The following is a 14,428-nucleotide window of genomic DNA, read 5'->3' as shown; positions in this document are numbered from 1 at the left end:
TGGGTGAACAAATAGGCAGATTCCCCGTGTCGCGCCAAACCCTCGGTTGTGGTGCCCGGGCGATCAGGAGACATAATGGATAGATCCCCCCGCATGCAGGAAACCCGAGGGCCGCTCGATGGCATAACCGGTGTGATCCTTGCTGGCGGAGCATCCAGCCGCATGGGCAGAAACAAGGCCCTGCTGATGGTGGACGGCATGCCGCTGATCGAGAAGATTCATCGCACCATGATCCGGCTCTTCCGGGATGTGGTGCTGGTTACCAATACGCCGGAGGTGTATGCCTTTCTGCCGTGCCGCACGGTGGCGGATATTTATCCCGGCTTTGGCTCCATTGCCGGCCTGCATGCCGGCCTTGCGGCCAGTTCCGAGGAATGGATTTTCGTTACGGCTTGCGACGCGCCCTTCATCAACCCGGATGTGATACGCATGTTGTCCGCCGTTTCCGCGGGGTATGATGCGGTGGTGCCGATCAGCGAGGGGGGCAAGGAGCCATTGCACGCCCTGTACGGGCGGCGCTGCCTGGCGGAGGTTGAGCAGGTCATCCGCCAGGGCGACCGGCAGCTCCTGATTCTGCTGGATCGTGTAAGAACGCGATATGTTACACCAGAGGAACTTGCCTCCATCCCCGGCGCAGAACTCTCGTTTTGTAACGTGAATACGCCGGACGAGTATGCTGCAATGGTGAGCATGCGAAGGCCCTGAACCGTCGGCCATGTTGACGGTTCCCTGGTCAATTGTCGGACAAGGCTGGTACGCGAACCTGGAGCCCCCATGGTGGTGCCCCGGAGGCGCGAAACGCAGGATGCGCGGGGTGTCGGGGGGGGGGACAGCCGGTCTGCCCCGGCAGGTTTTTTACTCGCTGCGGCACCAGGATTTGTGCTATAAGTCAATCTATTTTGTACTGAATACCGCATTGGGCTCTTCGGTGGTTCTATGGATGAAATGGTCGGCCTGTCCCTTGATCTCTTCGAACGATTGGGGATTCTAGCGGTTCTCTTCTTCCTCATGATGAGGTTCGAACTGTTCCGACGGCTCCTGACCGGCAAGGTCGCCACGGCGAGCAGCCGCGAGAAACTGTTCCATGCCGTTTATTTTGGGGCAGCCGGTATTTTTGCAACCTACTACGGCTTTCCGGTGCACGGGGCGATCGCCAATCTGCGCACGGTTCCGGTCGTGATCGGCGGCATCCTGGGGGGGCCCCTGGTCGGTCTGTCCGCCGGCATCATAGCAGGAGCGCATCGCTACTTCTACGACATCGGCGGGGTAACCTCCGTATCCTGCGCCATTGCGACGCCCTTGGCGGGGGTTGTGGCCGGACTTTTCTACCGCAGGCTGCACCGGAGGGCCTTCGACCCGTTGATGGCTTTTTTCATCGGTATCGTGGCCGAGTCGATCAAGATGGGGCTGATCCTGCTCCTGGCCCATCCCCAAGAGGCAGCCCTAAACGTGGTGCATGCCATAGGCCTCCCCAGTATACTCTCCAACGCCTTCGGCATCGCGGTGCTCGTGGAGGTGCTCGCATCCGTCGCCCGCGAGCAGGAGCGGGCCATGGCGCAACAGGCGCAGACCACGCTCAATATCGCCTTCAGAACCCTGCCCCATCTGCGCCACGGGCTGAACCGCGACTCGGCCATGGAGGCGTCGCACATTATCCGGGAGATGACCGGTCTGGATGCGGTATCCATCTCCAGCGAGAATGAAATCCTGGCCCATGAAGGGATGGATGGCGACCAGCACACGCCGGGCGGGCATTCCCTGCCGCCTGCCGCGCGCCGCGCCTTTGAAACGGGCACGGTGGTGATCGCACCCACGAAAGACGCCATCGGCTGCGCCGGCCAGGCGGGCCGGCTCGGTTCGGCCATCGTGGTGCCGCTCAAAAAATGGGACAAGACCGTGGGGGTCATGGAGTTGTACCGCCAGAAGGAGCACGCCATCAGCCGGCTGGATGTGGAGTTGGCCAACGGCCTTGCCCATCTGTTCTCCAACCAGCTCGAACTGGGCGAGATCGAACTCCAGCGCAAGCTGGTGGCCGAGGCCGAGATCAAGGCCCTGCAAGCCCAGATCAATCCCCACTTCCTGTTCAACGCCATCTCCACCATCATCAGTTATACCCGGACCGATCCCCAGACCGCCTCCTGCCTGTTGGTGAAGCTGGCCGAGTTCTTCCGCAAGAATATCAGCCCCACGGCCAACAAGGTGCCGCTGTCGGTCGAACTGGAACATTGCGAGGCCTATATCGCCATCGAAAAGGCCCGGTTCGAGGAACGGCTCTCCATCGTCTACGAGATCGACGACGAGGCCCTGTCGTGCAACGTCCCCTCGCTGATCCTGCAGCCCTTGGTGGAAAACGGCGTGCGCCACGGCATCCTGCCGAAGGAGGGGGGCGGCGTGATCCATATCGGAGCCAGAAAGGGGGCGGACGGTCTGCTCATCTCTATCAGGGACAACGGCGTGGGCATGTCCCGGGAGCGTATCCGCAGCCTGCTGTCGGAGACGGCGGCGCCCCATGAGGGTGGCGGGCTGGGGCTGGCGCTTCGAAACGTCAACAGCCGCCTGGCAACCCTGTACGGCGAGGAAAATGGTTTGAAGATCGAGAGCGAGCCGGGTGAAGGCACCACGGTTTACTTCTGGGTACCGGTGAACGCATGACGATCACCGTATTCATCATCGACGATGAGGCTCCGGCCCGCAGGGAGTTGCGCTACCTGCTCGAGCAGGTGGGCGATGTGGATGTTCTCGGTGAGGCGTCCAACCCTTCCCTGGGGCTGCAGGGGATTCGGGAGACCAAGCCCCAACTGGTATTCCTGGACATTCAACTGCCCGGCCTGAGTGGGATCGAATTGGCCCAGGTCATCAGGGAATTGCCCGACAAGCCGCTGGTCGTATTCGCCACCGCCTTCGAGCAGTTTGCCGTTCAGGCCTTTAACGTGGAGGCCTTCGACTACATCCTCAAACCGTTCACCCTGGAGCGGGTGGCCAAGTCCATCCACAAGGCCGGCAAGGTCCTCGACACCCGGGTAACGGCACAGAAATCCCTCGTTCCCCAGGAGGGGGCCCACAGTCCCGACAAACCCGATATCAAGCGGATCATCGTGCATAAGGGGGGCAAGATGATTCCCGTGCCGCCCGAGAGCATCGCCTTCATACGGGCCACGGAAGGCGAGGCCCAGGTCCATACGACGGACGGCGTCTTTACCTCGAAGAGCACCCTCAACACTCTGGAAAAGGTACTGGAACCGTACTCCTTCGTCAGGGTCCACCGTAACTCCCTGGTCAATCTGAACTGCATCATCGAGATCATCCCCTGGTTCAACGGCAGTTGTAAGCTGGTAATGAGCGACAACAACGGCAGCGAGGTGCTGGTCAGTCGATACAACGCTAAGGACCTGAAACAGCGGCTCATTTTAAGCAAATAGCACCTCGTCGTCTTCGGGCGCTCACGTGATGCCTGCTCCCCCATCCTGGGGGAGAACCATTCAACCTTGATTTCTGCCATTCAGCCATCAATTTGTACCATTCGCTACAATTACCTTATCCGCAACGCTACAGTCGGCTATTGTCTCAAGCAACGAGGGGTTTGTTGGAGGAACGGCCACCGGCCGGGACTCCGTCACCACACATTGAAGGAGGCTGGTATGTCTGAAGAGTTGATCGAGTCCGCAGAACAGGAAAGTGCAGGGGTGAGCCGCCGCAATTTCATCAAAACAGCGGCGGTGGTGGGAGCCAGCGTGCTAGCGGTGCAGGCCGTCGGACGCACCGAGGCCCACGCGGCCGAAGATGCGAAGAAAGAAGCCAAGGCGGCCTCGGCAGCCGCTGCCGGCGGTGGCGCCAAGAAACTTTCCGACGTGCTCAAGGTCGCCCGCGAGAAGATGTACCCCCGCTGCCGGGTCTGTCCCGAGTGCGATGGGGTTCCCTGTTCCGGTGAGGTGCCGGGCATGGGCGGCATTGATTCGGGCAAGGCCTTCAGGAACAATCTCCAGGCCCTTGCCAAATATGATTTGAAGATGCGCACCTTTCATGATGTGAAAAAGCCGGACACCACCCTGACCCTGTTCGGCGCCAAGCTGTCCATGCCGATCCTCTCCGGCGTAACCGGCGGCGTGACCTACAACATGGGGCTGGGGGGCAAGGTCGGCGAAGAGGAGTACGCCGAAGGGATCATCGGCGGTTGTGTCCTGGCCGGCACTCTGGGCTTTGCGGCGGACGGCATCGGCGACCCTCTCTCCGTCTACGAGACCAGGCTGAAGACCGTGGCCAAGTACCGCGGGCAGGCCGTGGCCCAGATCAAGCCGCGTACCCAGGCCGAGATCATCGAGCGCATCCGTCTGGTCGAACAGACCGGCGCGCCGTTCTTTGCCATCGATATCGATTCCGCCGGCCGTGCGGGGCGCGCCCTGCCGGGCAAGACCGTGGAGCCCAAGACCCTGAAACAGCTCCGGGAGATCGCCAAATCCACCAAACTGCCGTTTCTGATCAAAGGGGTCATGACCCCCGAGGAGGCGCTCATGGCCCTTGAGGCCGGTGCTGCCGGCATCGTCGTGTCGAACCACGGCGGCCGGGTCCTGGACCATACGCCGGGGACGGCTCAGGTGCTGCCCGCCATTGCGGACAAGGTCAAGGGGCGGATGATCATCCTGGCCGACGGCGGGGTGCGTTACGGCGCCGATGTCTTGAAGATGCTGGCCCTGGGCGCCAATGCGGTGCTGGTCGGCCGGCCGCTGGTCCGGGGTTCGGTAGGAGGCGGCGCCGAGGGGGTGGCGCTCATGCTCAAGAAGCTGCAGGACGAGTTGGTCGTGGCCATGACCCTCACCGGCACCGCCGATGTGAAAAAGGTGAGCAGGAATATTCTGGCATAATCACTCATTACACAGATGGACGTGGCGGGGGAGCATCGGGAGGCACCCTGTGGCTACCCCCGCCAGGCCCGTTGTCCGGAGATACCACATGCGAAACGTGTTAGTAGGTGTAGTCGCCCTGACCGCCTGCACCCTGGGCAGCGTCGTGTTCGCCACCAGCGACAAGGCGCTGCTGTACGGGGGAGCGGGGCAAGGCAGGGTTATCTTTGACGGAAGGCTCCATGCCTCCAAGGGGCTGGTGTGCAAGGATTGCCATAGTATGATCTTCGATACGAAAAAGAAAGCCCTGATGACCATGGATGACCATTTCAAGTCCGTGGCATGTTTTACCTGCCATGACGGCACGAAGGTGTTCAACGATTGCGAGAAGTGCCACCGGAAATTCTGATGCCGAGCCCCGTGCACTGCTATCCAACTCAAAAAGGAGAACTATCCATGAAACACATTTCCCGGTTGCAGAGTAGCATCCTGGCCGCGGCCATGACCTTTTGTCTGGCCCAGGCGGCTCTGGCCCAGGACGTCAAGCTGAATGGGGCGGCCAGCGTTGTCACCGACCTGGTCGCGCCGCACCAGGCCGCCGTGGAAAAGGCCACCGGCTACACGTTGGTTGTGGACAAGAGCAATGCCGGCAAGGGGCTGATCGATCTCATCGACGGGAAGTGCGACGCCGCTATGGCCTCGGCCTCCCTGGACGCCACCGTGAAGGCTGCCAAGTCGGCCGGCCTCACCAAGGCGGTGCCGGATCTGAAGATGCATGTCATCGCAAAATCCGAGGTGGTCTTTGTCGTGCATCCCTCCAATCCGGTGAAGAGCCTCACCTGGGAGCAGATCAAGGACATCCACACCGGCAAGATCGTCAACTGGAAGGACGTGGGGGGCAAGGACCTGCCGATTACCGTTTATACCGATGCCAAGGCCAGCGCCACCCGCGGGCTGATCAAGCAGGTCGTCATGGCTAACGGCGAATATGCGGCCAGCGCCAAGGCGGTAGGTTTCGTGAAAGAGGTGAACGACAAGGTGGCTGTGGATGCCAGCGGCATTGGCGGCCTTGGCCTGGGGTTCGTCGATCCGGCCCAGGTGACCATCGTCGCCACCAAGAAGATCGAACGGCCGCTGGGTTTCATCACCGTCGGCGCGCCGTCCACTCCGATGCAGAAGGTTATGGCCGCCTTCAAGACGGCAAGCGGCAACTAGGGCGTATCATTCATCGGCGGCAGCAAGCGAGGCCGTTCCTTCCGGGAACGGCCTCGCTGTTTCTGGGCCACTGGTCTGCCTCCGCCGTATGGGTGGGCAGGCCCCGTAGCCATATCGTGGCAGGCGGCTACTCCACCAGGCCGGCCTTTGCCGCAAAAGGGTCCCACGACGGGTCGCGGTGGGCATCGTACTCGGTGACGCGTTCAAGCCAAGCGCCAATATCCTTGCCGTACAGACGCGAGATGACCGCCAGGCTCATATCCATCCCTGCCGAGACGCCGGAAGAAGTGACCACCGTGCCGTCGTCCACCCAGCGTGCTTTTTTGATCCATTTCACCTTGGGTCCCGGCGCGGTCGAAGGGTGAAAGGCCATCTTGTTGGTCGTTGCCGGCCGGTCATCGAGAATGCCGGCAGCAGCCAGCAGAGAGGCGCCGTTGCAGACCGACATGACGATTCCGGCTTTCCCCGCCTGCGCCCGTAGCCAGTTCATGGTTGCCGGGTCATTCAGCAGGGGGAATACCCCCAAGCCACCCGGCACCACCAGAAAATCCAGCGGCGGGGCATTGTCGTAGCTGAAATCGGCCATGGTTTTCGGCCCTTGGTTCGAGGGGATTTCGCCGCGTTTGGCGGCGATGGTGACCAAGCGCACGCCGACCCTTTTCTCCTCGCCGCCCCATACCTTGGCCGGCGCGTGCTTCAGGGTGCCCCACATCTCCATGGGGCCATAGGCATCCAGCATCTCAAAGCCGGGGAAAATGAGCACCCCGACGGTTATCTGCCGGGCGGCGGGTGCAGGTTGCCGTTCATACAGCGTCTCCTGCGCTGTCGGCGGTTTGTCTGTCCGGGCCGCGGCGGGCAAAGCCGTGGCAATGAACGCCGACATGATCAACAAGCGTATAACGATACCCCGAAGGCGCATCTGTTTCATCGTATCCTCCATTGTCGATTATTCGGTTCCTGACCGGAACCGTTCCCGGTACTGGCCGGGGGTGATCCTGAAGAAGCGTACAAAAGCCACCCTGAAGTGTTCGCCAGACTGAAAACCGCACTCCCGGGCGATGGTTTCCAGTGCCTGATTCGTTTCTTCAAGGCGCTTGACCGCTGCTTCAAGGCGAACCCGTTCGATAAAATGGGCCGGCGTCGTGCCGGTCTCCCGCTTGAAGATGCGGGCGAAATTGCGCAGGCTCATGGACGCGTGGTCGGCCAGCGCTTCATTGCTCAGGTGGCTCCGATAATTGTCGCGTATCCACTGAATGGTCGGAGCGAGGGAGCCTTCTTCGTGAAATTGGGCCAAAAGGCCGGTGCTGAATTGGGACTGCCCCCCAGGGCGTTTGAAATACAACACCATCAACCGGGCGACATCCAGCGCCAGCACGCGGCCGAAATCCTCCTCCAGCAGCGCCAGCGCCAGGTCGATTCCCGCCGTTACCCCGGCCGAGGTGTAGACGGAGCCGTCTTTGATATGGATGGCATCCTCATGAACATCGACGTGCGGATAGAGGCGACGAAGCCGTTCGACGCTGGCCCAATGGGTGGCCGCCCGTCGTCCTTCCAGCAGCCCTGCCCGCGCAAGAATGAAGCTGCCGGTGCATATCGACCCGAGCCGCCGCGCCAGGGGCGCCGTCCGGCGCAGGCAGTTCACCAGCTCTTCCGGCGCCTGTTCTGCTGCCGGACCGCCGGCCACCAGCAGCGTATCCGTTCCCGAACAGTCAGACCAGGCCGTGTCGGCCAACAGCCTGATTCCGGACGACGTCGCCACCACGGCGTCTTTTGCCCCGGCGGCAATTTCGACCCGATAGAGTGGTCCCTTGCCGCCATTTTCCCGGTGCACGGCGTTGGCAAGGGCAAAAACATCCAGGGGGCCGGTTATGTCCAGGATCTCGGCACCGTCGTAAGCGGCCATCGTCACGAGCAGCGGCGTGTCCATGTTGGTGGATGTGCGGGGCTGATGTTTCATGACCCCACCTTAGTCCAGGAACCTGTCTGGCACAATGACAATAAACACGGAATTTCGGCCAAATGGGGAAGCGTTTATTGTGCCCGCAGTGGCCGAAACGCCATAAGGCCGCTTTCCGGCAGTACGTTCTTCATCGGGGCGGGATCGGTGCCGATCGAGAAAACAAAGGTCGTGGTGAGCCAGCGAATCTCGCCATGTGCGGGGAAATATGATACAAAGATAGTGCCTGACCGGCAGGGTGGGTGGCAACGGGCGCTTCCCTGCTCTGCCCGGCACAACCTCAAAAACGGAATACCCCCATGCCTGATGAAACCACTAAACCGCCCGTGGGCCGGTTCGCCCCGTCACCCACCGGCGCTCTGCATACCGGTTCCCTGGCCACGGCCGTGGCCAGTTGGCTCATGGCCCGGAGTGCGGGAGGGCGCTGGCTGCTGCGCATCGACGATCTGGACGTGCCGCGCCAGGTGCCGGGCATGGCCGACGACATCATGGAGACCCTGGAGCTTTTCGGGCTTTACTGGGATGGGGAAATTTCCTGGCAAAGTTCCAACCGCGAAGCATACCAGCATTATTTCAGCGAACTGCTCGCTACCGGTCTGGTCTACCCCTGCGGCTGCTCGCGCCGGGAGATTGCCCAAGCCGCCTCGGCGCCCCATCCCGACGACGATTGTCTCCCGTACCCCGGCACTTGCCGGGACGGGATGCGGGAGGGGGCGACGGTGCGCTCCTGGCGCCTGCGGGTGCCGCCGGAGCAGGTCTGTTTCCACGATCTGCACAAGGGAATGATCTGTCAGCATCTGGGGGAGCGGTGCGGAGATTTTGCCGTGCGGCGCGGGGATGGGGAGATCGCCTACCAGTTGGCGGTGGTGGTGGACGACCATCTTACGGGGGTGACCCAGGTGGTGCGGGGCGAGGATCTGCTTCCCTCGACACCGCGGCAGGTCTACATCCAGGGGCTGCTCGGGCTTGAGAGTCCCGCCTACTGCCACATCCCTCTGGTGACCGGACCGGGCGGGGCAAAGCTCAGCAAACGCGATAATCTGGTTTCCCATCATCTGGGGAGTTGGCGCGGCAAAGAAGGGACTCTGCTGCTGGGGGTGCTGCGCTTCCTGGGGCAGGAGCCGCCCCGTGACCTGGTCGGAGCGCCATGCGACGAGATCCTCCGGTGGGCCGCCGGTTGTTTCGACATTACCCGCCTGCCGGTCGCCGGAGGGGAGTTGGTTGTTTCACCGGGAAGTTGAACCCGGAAATAGCTACGGAGCCGCAGAGACGCGGAGGTTATTGAAAAACTCAGGTTGTTCAAAAATAGTCAGATCGTCGCACCCGCAGAAAGCCCCGCGGAGGCGTAGCAGCGCTACGCCGCACAAGAGGGCTTTCGAGGACGAAGGCCTGATGGCTGTTTTTCAACAACCTGCTACAGGCGGCCCTGCCGTTCGCCCCAGAACCCGGCCAGGCGTTGTCCGGCCAGGCTGAAATCCTCCAGGTCGATCTCCACGTCCGGGGTCCAGGGGCGGTTTTTGTAGTAGAGCCGGTCGTAGTAGTGTTCTATCAGCCCACGGGCGACCCCTTCCACGTCCCAACACTCCAGGAGCGCCTTGATCTCGGCGTAGCGCACGCCCCCCAGTTTCTTTTTGATCCGCTCCAAGGCCACGGCCATGGCCTCCCGGTACTCCTCACACGCATACTCCGCGGACAACCGGTGCACCCGGGTTTCCAGGGAGGCGTGGCACCAGACCTTGCACCCGCCGCCCATGGCCTCATAGACCCTTCCGGGGAGTGATATCTTGCCGATGCGCTGGCTTTCCCCCTCCACAATGATCGGGCGGCCATCGGAGGCTGTGCGGAAAGCGTCCCACAGGAGGGTATCGAAGCGCTTCTGGCTGATCGCCTGGACGAGGCCGACCTCGCCGAAGGCGGAGCCGCGATGGCAGGCCAACCCTTCCAGGTCGATCAGGGTCCACGCTTCCCGGTCCAGGCCGTTGATGAACGTGGTTTTGCCGGTGCCGGTCATGCCGTGGATGACGACCAGCGGTCCCGGAGGGGTGAAATCCTCAAAGTAGGAGACGACCTGATTACGGAAGGCCCGGTACCCTCCCTTGAGCTGTACCACCGGGTAGCCGCTCATCTCCAGCAGTATGGCCATGGAAAGGCTGCGCAGGCCGCCGCGCCAGCAGTAGACCAGGACCTGTCTGCCTGCCGCGTAGTCAACCACCTCATGCACCATGGCGGCAAAGCGGCCGCAGGTCAGCTCCAGGCCGCGCATGCGTGCCTTTCGGGGGCCTGCCTGCTTGTGGAGCGTACCGATCTCAACACGCTCCTCATTGGTCAGGATCGGGACGTTGACGGCGCCGGGCAGATGGTCCTCGGCGAATTCCAAGGGGGTGCGGACGTCGATGATGCAGTGCGTGTCCAACAACGAAGGGGTGAACGATATGACGTGGGGCATGGTTTTACTCCGAATGGCCAATTATAGGTGATGTATCCCGGTCTGGCAACAGGGAAGTGCACTGTTTACTCCTTGATTCCGGGGCGGTTACATGATATTTATAAAGCGCCGTATACTGGCTGAAAAACACCGTGATTTCAAATTAATACAGCACTGGCATGCAATGCAGAGGTACTGACACTATCGATAGAAGGAGGGTGGTATGGCTTACGCGGCAGATTTCGAAAAAGCACTTCAGGTGGGGCGTCCCCCCACTATCTGTGGTCTCTTTCCCAACTCCAAGGCGCTGATCGTCAGCGGCAAGGTCATTGACCGGGCCATGCTCGCCAAGGGCAAGGCGGTGGCGCTGGCCGCCAACGGCCGCAACTACTTCGTCATCCGCGGAGCACTTGCTGCCGCCCAGCGCGCCAATGCACCGCTTATCATCGAGATCGCCAAGTCCGAGGGGGGGCAGAAAGCCTACTGCGCCGTCAATTACTGGAACATAGCCCGTATCGTCGATGCCCTCTGCAACGAACTGGGGATCACGGTGCCGGTCGCCATCCACGCCGACCACTACGGGATCAAAAACGACAAGGACCTGGCGGCAGCCAAGGTGGAGGTGCCGACCATGTTCGAGGCGGGGATCACCTCCATCGCCATCGACGCCTCCCACCTCCCCGACGATCAAAATCTGCTGGCCAACCTGGAGATCAACCCCTTCATCCCAAAGTGGGCCGGGCTTGAGACCGAGGTGGGCGAGATCAAGGGGAAAGAAGGGCTCTCCACCGTCCCCGAGGCCAAGTTCCTGATCCAGGGGCTGAACGCCCATGAGATCTTCCCCGACTGGATCGCCCTGAACAACGGGACCACCCACGGCCTCGAGGCGAGCGACGCCGGCATCCAGGTCGGCCTGACCGCCGATATCCACCACGCCTTGGTCCCCTACAAGCTCAGCGGCGCCCAGCACGGCACCTCGGGCAACAGCTCCGAGCGCTTGCGGGAGATCGCCCAGAAGACCGCCACCACCAAGGCCAATGTGGCCACCGCCCTGCAGATGATCTCCTGGGGGCTGGAGGTGAACGACTACGGCAACGCCCAACTGGACGGGAACGGCAATTTCATCAAGGTGCCGGGCGAGGGGATGACCGAGGAGCTGTGGGCCGAGATGGTTGCCTATGCCGACTCCAAAGGGTGGAAGAAGGGTGACTACAAGAACCTGAACCTTACCTTTGAGAACAAGTTCCTGGCACAGCCCAAGGCGATCAGGGAGCGCATGGCCAAACGGGTCGAGGAATTCGCCTACAAGATGATGACCGAGGTGTTCAATAGCCGGGATACGGCGCCACTGGCCGTGGAGGCGATCCTCAAGGCCGGTTCGTATGACCTGGGCCCCAAGGGGAGCCAGATCGAGGACCCGGCCCACTGGACCAGGGAACAGATCGTGGAACGGGCTAAATCCATTGCCGGCGACAAGGGCCCCGAAGGCAACTTCGAGGACTGATCGAAAGAATTGTTCGGCGCAACGACATGCCGGGTGCGGTCGGTGGCTGTGGATGCACCGGCTGCGCCGGCACGAATTCAGGAGACACTCCCATGAGTAGTACGAGAAAGTTTTCCCGCGTCCCCTTCCGGGTTAATGCAACCGTCAAGACGGCGGATCGTCAGTTTTACGGCAATGTGGAGAACCTCAGCATGAGCGGCATGCTGCTCATCACCGAGGAGCGTTTGCCGGAAGGCGAACCGGTGGAGATCACCATCGTCCTGACGGGAACGTCCCCCGAACTGTTTGTCGGCTTCAGCGGCAAGGTAAGCCGGGAGGCCGAGAACGGCATCGCGTTCTCCTTCGAGAAGATAGATCTGGATTCCTATACCCACCTCAAGAATATCATTGCCTATAACAGCGACGATGCCGAAAAGGCAATGGAGGAGATTTACCACTCCATCGACGAAAAGTTTGCCACGGAAAAGTGAGAGACAACCATCGTGCGTAAAGAACTCATCGCGAAAAAGCGCTCCAAGGCATTGGCGCTGTCCGGTTTCCTGCTCGGCAGCAGCGCCCCTATCGGCTGGATCATCATCCGCACGCTCTTCTTTTACGATAGCGGGAAGCCGCTGTTGGGGCAGATTTCCGCCGATATCTTCGCCTCGGCCGAACACCTTGCCATGTACAACTACATGGGACTCGGGACCGCCATCGTCCTGGCCGGCCTGGGCTACCTGATCGGCCAGAACGACGACGAACTGCGCGAGCGGGCCACGGAGTTGGATGCCCTCCACAGGGAGGTCGCCTCCCAGAAGGAGATATTCGAGAACCGTTACAAGGTTCTGGACAACAACATCAAAAACTTCCACCAGATCAGCAGCAAGCTGCAGATGTCCCTCGACCTGGATGAAATTCTGCGGCTGTGCGCCGCGGGGCTTCACGAGGTACTGGGCTATGAGCGGGTCAACATCCTCATGGTCCAGAATGGTACGGAGCTCCGTTTCGTCACGACCGCCGGCACGGATGATTTCGACGCCGCCGGCGTGACGCTGCCCCTCGACGGGAGGATCGGCGTGGTCCACAAGTGTCTGGCCGAGAGAAAGGTCTTCCTGGTGGACGACATCTCCCGCTATCCCGAAGAGTACCACCTGCAAGCCCCCTACAACAGCCTGGAGCCGCTTCGCTCCCGGAGCTTCATCCTCTGCCCCATCGTGGTCAAGGGCGAGGCGGTCGGCGTCTTCGGCATCGACAACAAATCCAGCCGCCGTTCCTTGAACGATTCCGACGTGGATACGATCATGCTCTTCGCCGATCAGGTGGCATCGGCCATCACCCGTATCAATCTCCTGGCCTCCATCGACACCCTGACGTCGGAGATGGACAACTCCTTTGCCTTCCTGCTGAGCAGTCGGGAGCAGCATTTCAAGAACGTCAGGAACCTGGAGGAAAGCGTCGAGTCGGTTGCCGACGGATCGGCTGTTATCGCCTCGGCCGCCGAGGGGGTCATGGCCTCGGTGGATGAAACCAGCACCGCCGTCAGTGAAATCTCCGTAACCATCGAACAGGTTACCCGCAACCTGGATCACCTGACCGGCATCGTGCTGCAATCCGCATCGGCCATGGAACAGATCAGCAACACCATCAGCAGCGTGGAGCAAAGCGCCGCCATCTCCCACGAGGTCTCCAGCCAGGTAAAGTCCAATGCGGACGAGAGTCGCGCCGTGGTTGCCGAGACGATCGATTCCCTGGCCGAGATTCAGACCTCGGTCGTGCTCTCCTACGAGGCCATCACCCGGCTGTCCGAGAACAGCAACCGGATCGAGAATATCGTTAATGTGATTAACGATATCACCAAGCGCACCAACCTTCTGGCCCTGAACGCCTCGATCATTGCCGCCCAGGCGGGCGAATACGGTAAGAGCTTCGGTGTGGTGGCCGAGGAGATCCGAACCCTTTCGCTCCAGACCGGTCATTCCACCAGCGAGATCACTTCCATCATCGAACAGATCATGACCGAGTCCAAGACCGCCGCCAGCAATATCACCGCCACCAAAGGCCTGGTGCAGCGCGGCGTCGAGCTGGGCAATTCCACGGGTGAAACCCTCAAGGCCATTTTCGACCGCTCCGTCTGCTCCATGGACATGACCCAGCAGATCAAGCAGGCCACGGAAGAGCAGGCCATGAGCGTTCACCTGGTGGCAAAGTCCATGGAAGACATCAGTGCCATGACCACCCAGATCTTTGCCGCTTCCACCGACCAGTCCAAGGCCACCAGGAGTATCGCCCGCTCCATCGAAACCATCAAGGAGATGGCCCACGAGATGGTGGATTCCACCTCCCATCAGGTGGAAGACGGTCTCCGCATCAGCCGGATCGTCGAGTCGGTCGGCGGCATGGTGAAGGAGATGTTCGACAACATGGAAACCCGCCGCGACCAGAGCGCAGAGGTGATCAAGGAGTTGGAGTCCATGAGGAGCCAGAACGCCTGAAAGCCTGGTGAGATGCGG

13 protein-coding genes are annotated in these 14,428 nt (G+C 61.3%); 10 read left to right on the top strand and 3 right to left on the bottom strand.

Going from position 1 to position 14,428, the window contains the following annotated elements; genetic code table 11:
* The first annotated feature begins 75 nt into the window (after nucleotides 1-75).
* From mobA to ET418_RS08280, 6 genes are all read left to right on the top strand, one after another.
* On the top strand, nucleotides 76-705 hold the full coding sequence (gene mobA, locus ET418_RS08305) for a molybdenum cofactor guanylyltransferase (protein WP_149307129.1): 630 nt from the start codon (nucleotides 76-78) through the stop codon (nucleotides 703-705).
* A 231-nt stretch (nucleotides 706-936) separates the two neighbouring features.
* Nucleotides 937-2,652: a sensor histidine kinase gene (locus ET418_RS08300; RefSeq protein ID WP_246152993.1), complete on the top strand. Its 1,716-nt coding sequence runs from the start codon at nucleotides 937-939 to the stop codon at nucleotides 2,650-2,652.
* Entirely contained in the window at nucleotides 2,649-3,419 is a 771-nt protein-coding gene (locus ET418_RS08295; protein ID WP_149307128.1) for a LytR/AlgR family response regulator transcription factor, read from the top strand. The genes ET418_RS08300 and ET418_RS08295 overlap by 4 nt, the downstream gene beginning before the upstream one ends.
* A 219-nt stretch (nucleotides 3,420-3,638) precedes the next feature.
* The gene (locus ET418_RS08290; protein WP_149307127.1) at nucleotides 3,639-4,859 is read left to right on the top strand and encodes an alpha-hydroxy-acid oxidizing protein; all 1,221 of its coding nucleotides are present in this window, start codon (nucleotides 3,639-3,641) and stop codon (nucleotides 4,857-4,859) included.
* Between the two features lie 88 nt (nucleotides 4,860-4,947).
* Nucleotides 4,948-5,247 (top strand): c(7)-type cytochrome triheme domain-containing protein, encoded by a 300-nt coding sequence (locus ET418_RS08285; RefSeq protein ID WP_149307126.1) that lies wholly within the window; start codon nucleotides 4,948-4,950, stop codon nucleotides 5,245-5,247.
* Between the two features lie 47 nt (nucleotides 5,248-5,294).
* Nucleotides 5,295-6,053, top strand: a complete 759-nt coding sequence (locus ET418_RS08280) for a substrate-binding domain-containing protein (protein WP_188055426.1) — start codon at nucleotides 5,295-5,297, stop codon at nucleotides 6,051-6,053.
* Between the two features lie 127 nt (nucleotides 6,054-6,180).
* On the opposite strand, the gene ET418_RS08275 is transcribed toward ET418_RS08280, so the two are convergent.
* Together ET418_RS08275 and ET418_RS08270 are read right to left on the bottom strand one after the other, a co-directional pair.
* Nucleotides 6,181-6,981 (bottom strand): DJ-1/PfpI family protein, encoded by an 801-nt coding sequence (locus ET418_RS08275; RefSeq protein ID WP_188055423.1) that lies wholly within the window; start codon nucleotides 6,979-6,981, stop codon nucleotides 6,181-6,183.
* A gap of 18 nt (nucleotides 6,982-6,999) precedes the next feature.
* Nucleotides 7,000-8,010 carry a GlxA family transcriptional regulator gene (locus ET418_RS08270; RefSeq protein WP_246152991.1) on the bottom strand — a complete coding sequence of 337 codons (1,011 nt, stop codon included), beginning with the start codon at nucleotides 8,008-8,010 and terminating at the stop codon, nucleotides 7,000-7,002.
* A gap of 299 nt (nucleotides 8,011-8,309) precedes the next feature.
* On the opposite strand from ET418_RS08270, the gene gluQRS reads away from it, so the two are divergent.
* Complete coding sequence (gene gluQRS, locus ET418_RS08265) at nucleotides 8,310-9,251, top strand: tRNA glutamyl-Q(34) synthetase GluQRS (RefSeq protein WP_149307123.1); 942 nt, start codon at nucleotides 8,310-8,312, stop codon at nucleotides 9,249-9,251.
* Between the two features lie 173 nt (nucleotides 9,252-9,424).
* Here gluQRS and mnmH read toward each other — a convergent pair whose 3' ends face one another.
* Nucleotides 9,425-10,456 carry a tRNA 2-selenouridine(34) synthase MnmH gene (mnmH, locus tag ET418_RS08260; protein ID WP_149307122.1) on the bottom strand — a complete coding sequence of 344 codons (1,032 nt, stop codon included), beginning with the start codon at nucleotides 10,454-10,456 and terminating at the stop codon, nucleotides 9,425-9,427.
* 202 nt (nucleotides 10,457-10,658) lie between these two features.
* Between mnmH and ET418_RS08255 the strand changes: the two genes are divergently transcribed.
* From ET418_RS08255 to ET418_RS08245, 3 genes are all read left to right on the top strand, one after another.
* Nucleotides 10,659-11,939, top strand: coding sequence for a class II fructose-bisphosphate aldolase (locus ET418_RS08255; protein ID WP_149307121.1), 1,281 nt, complete (start codon nucleotides 10,659-10,661; stop codon nucleotides 11,937-11,939).
* 92 nt (nucleotides 11,940-12,031) lie between these two features.
* On the top strand, nucleotides 12,032-12,409 hold the full coding sequence (locus tag ET418_RS08250; RefSeq protein WP_149307120.1) for a PilZ domain-containing protein: 378 nt from the start codon (nucleotides 12,032-12,034) through the stop codon (nucleotides 12,407-12,409).
* A 12-nt stretch (nucleotides 12,410-12,421) separates the two neighbouring features.
* Nucleotides 12,422-14,410 carry a methyl-accepting chemotaxis protein gene (locus ET418_RS08245; RefSeq protein WP_149307119.1) on the top strand — a complete coding sequence of 663 codons (1,989 nt, stop codon included), beginning with the start codon at nucleotides 12,422-12,424 and terminating at the stop codon, nucleotides 14,408-14,410.
* Nucleotides 14,411-14,428: the final 18 nt, after the last annotated feature.

Origin of the sequence: Oryzomonas rubra, assembly GCF_008369015.1 — a bacterium.
GTDB lineage: Bacteria > Desulfobacterota > Desulfuromonadia > Geobacterales > Pseudopelobacteraceae > Oryzomonas > Oryzomonas japonica.
Note: the sequence above shows the minus strand (reverse complement) of the source record. Positions and strands in the feature narration are given on the sequence as shown.

What these genes read in the sequence shown, in the direction of transcription:
- mobA (WP_149307129.1), top strand. Translation starts at nt 76, where the DNA reads ATGGATAGATCCCCCCGCATGCAGGAAACCCGAGGGCCGCTCGATGGC.
- ET418_RS08300 (WP_246152993.1), top strand. Translation starts at nt 937, where the DNA reads ATGGATGAAATGGTCGGCCTGTCCCTTGATCTCTTCGAACGATTGGGG.
- ET418_RS08295 (WP_149307128.1), top strand. Translation starts at nt 2,649, where the DNA reads ATGACGATCACCGTATTCATCATCGACGATGAGGCTCCGGCCCGCAGG.
- ET418_RS08290 (WP_149307127.1), top strand. Translation starts at nt 3,639, where the DNA reads ATGTCTGAAGAGTTGATCGAGTCCGCAGAACAGGAAAGTGCAGGGGTG.
- ET418_RS08285 (WP_149307126.1), top strand. Translation starts at nt 4,948, where the DNA reads ATGCGAAACGTGTTAGTAGGTGTAGTCGCCCTGACCGCCTGCACCCTG.
- ET418_RS08280 (WP_188055426.1), top strand. Translation starts at nt 5,295, where the DNA reads ATGAAACACATTTCCCGGTTGCAGAGTAGCATCCTGGCCGCGGCCATG.
- ET418_RS08275 (WP_188055423.1), bottom strand. Translation starts at nt 6,981, where the DNA reads ATGAAACAGATGCGCCTTCGGGGTATCGTTATACGCTTGTTGATCATG.
- ET418_RS08270 (WP_246152991.1), bottom strand. Translation starts at nt 8,010, where the DNA reads ATGAAACATCAGCCCCGCACATCCACCAACATGGACACGCCGCTGCTC.
- gluQRS (WP_149307123.1), top strand. Translation starts at nt 8,310, where the DNA reads ATGCCTGATGAAACCACTAAACCGCCCGTGGGCCGGTTCGCCCCGTCA.
- mnmH (WP_149307122.1), bottom strand. Translation starts at nt 10,456, where the DNA reads ATGCCCCACGTCATATCGTTCACCCCTTCGTTGTTGGACACGCACTGC.
- ET418_RS08255 (WP_149307121.1), top strand. Translation starts at nt 10,659, where the DNA reads ATGGCTTACGCGGCAGATTTCGAAAAAGCACTTCAGGTGGGGCGTCCC.
- ET418_RS08250 (WP_149307120.1), top strand. Translation starts at nt 12,032, where the DNA reads ATGAGTAGTACGAGAAAGTTTTCCCGCGTCCCCTTCCGGGTTAATGCA.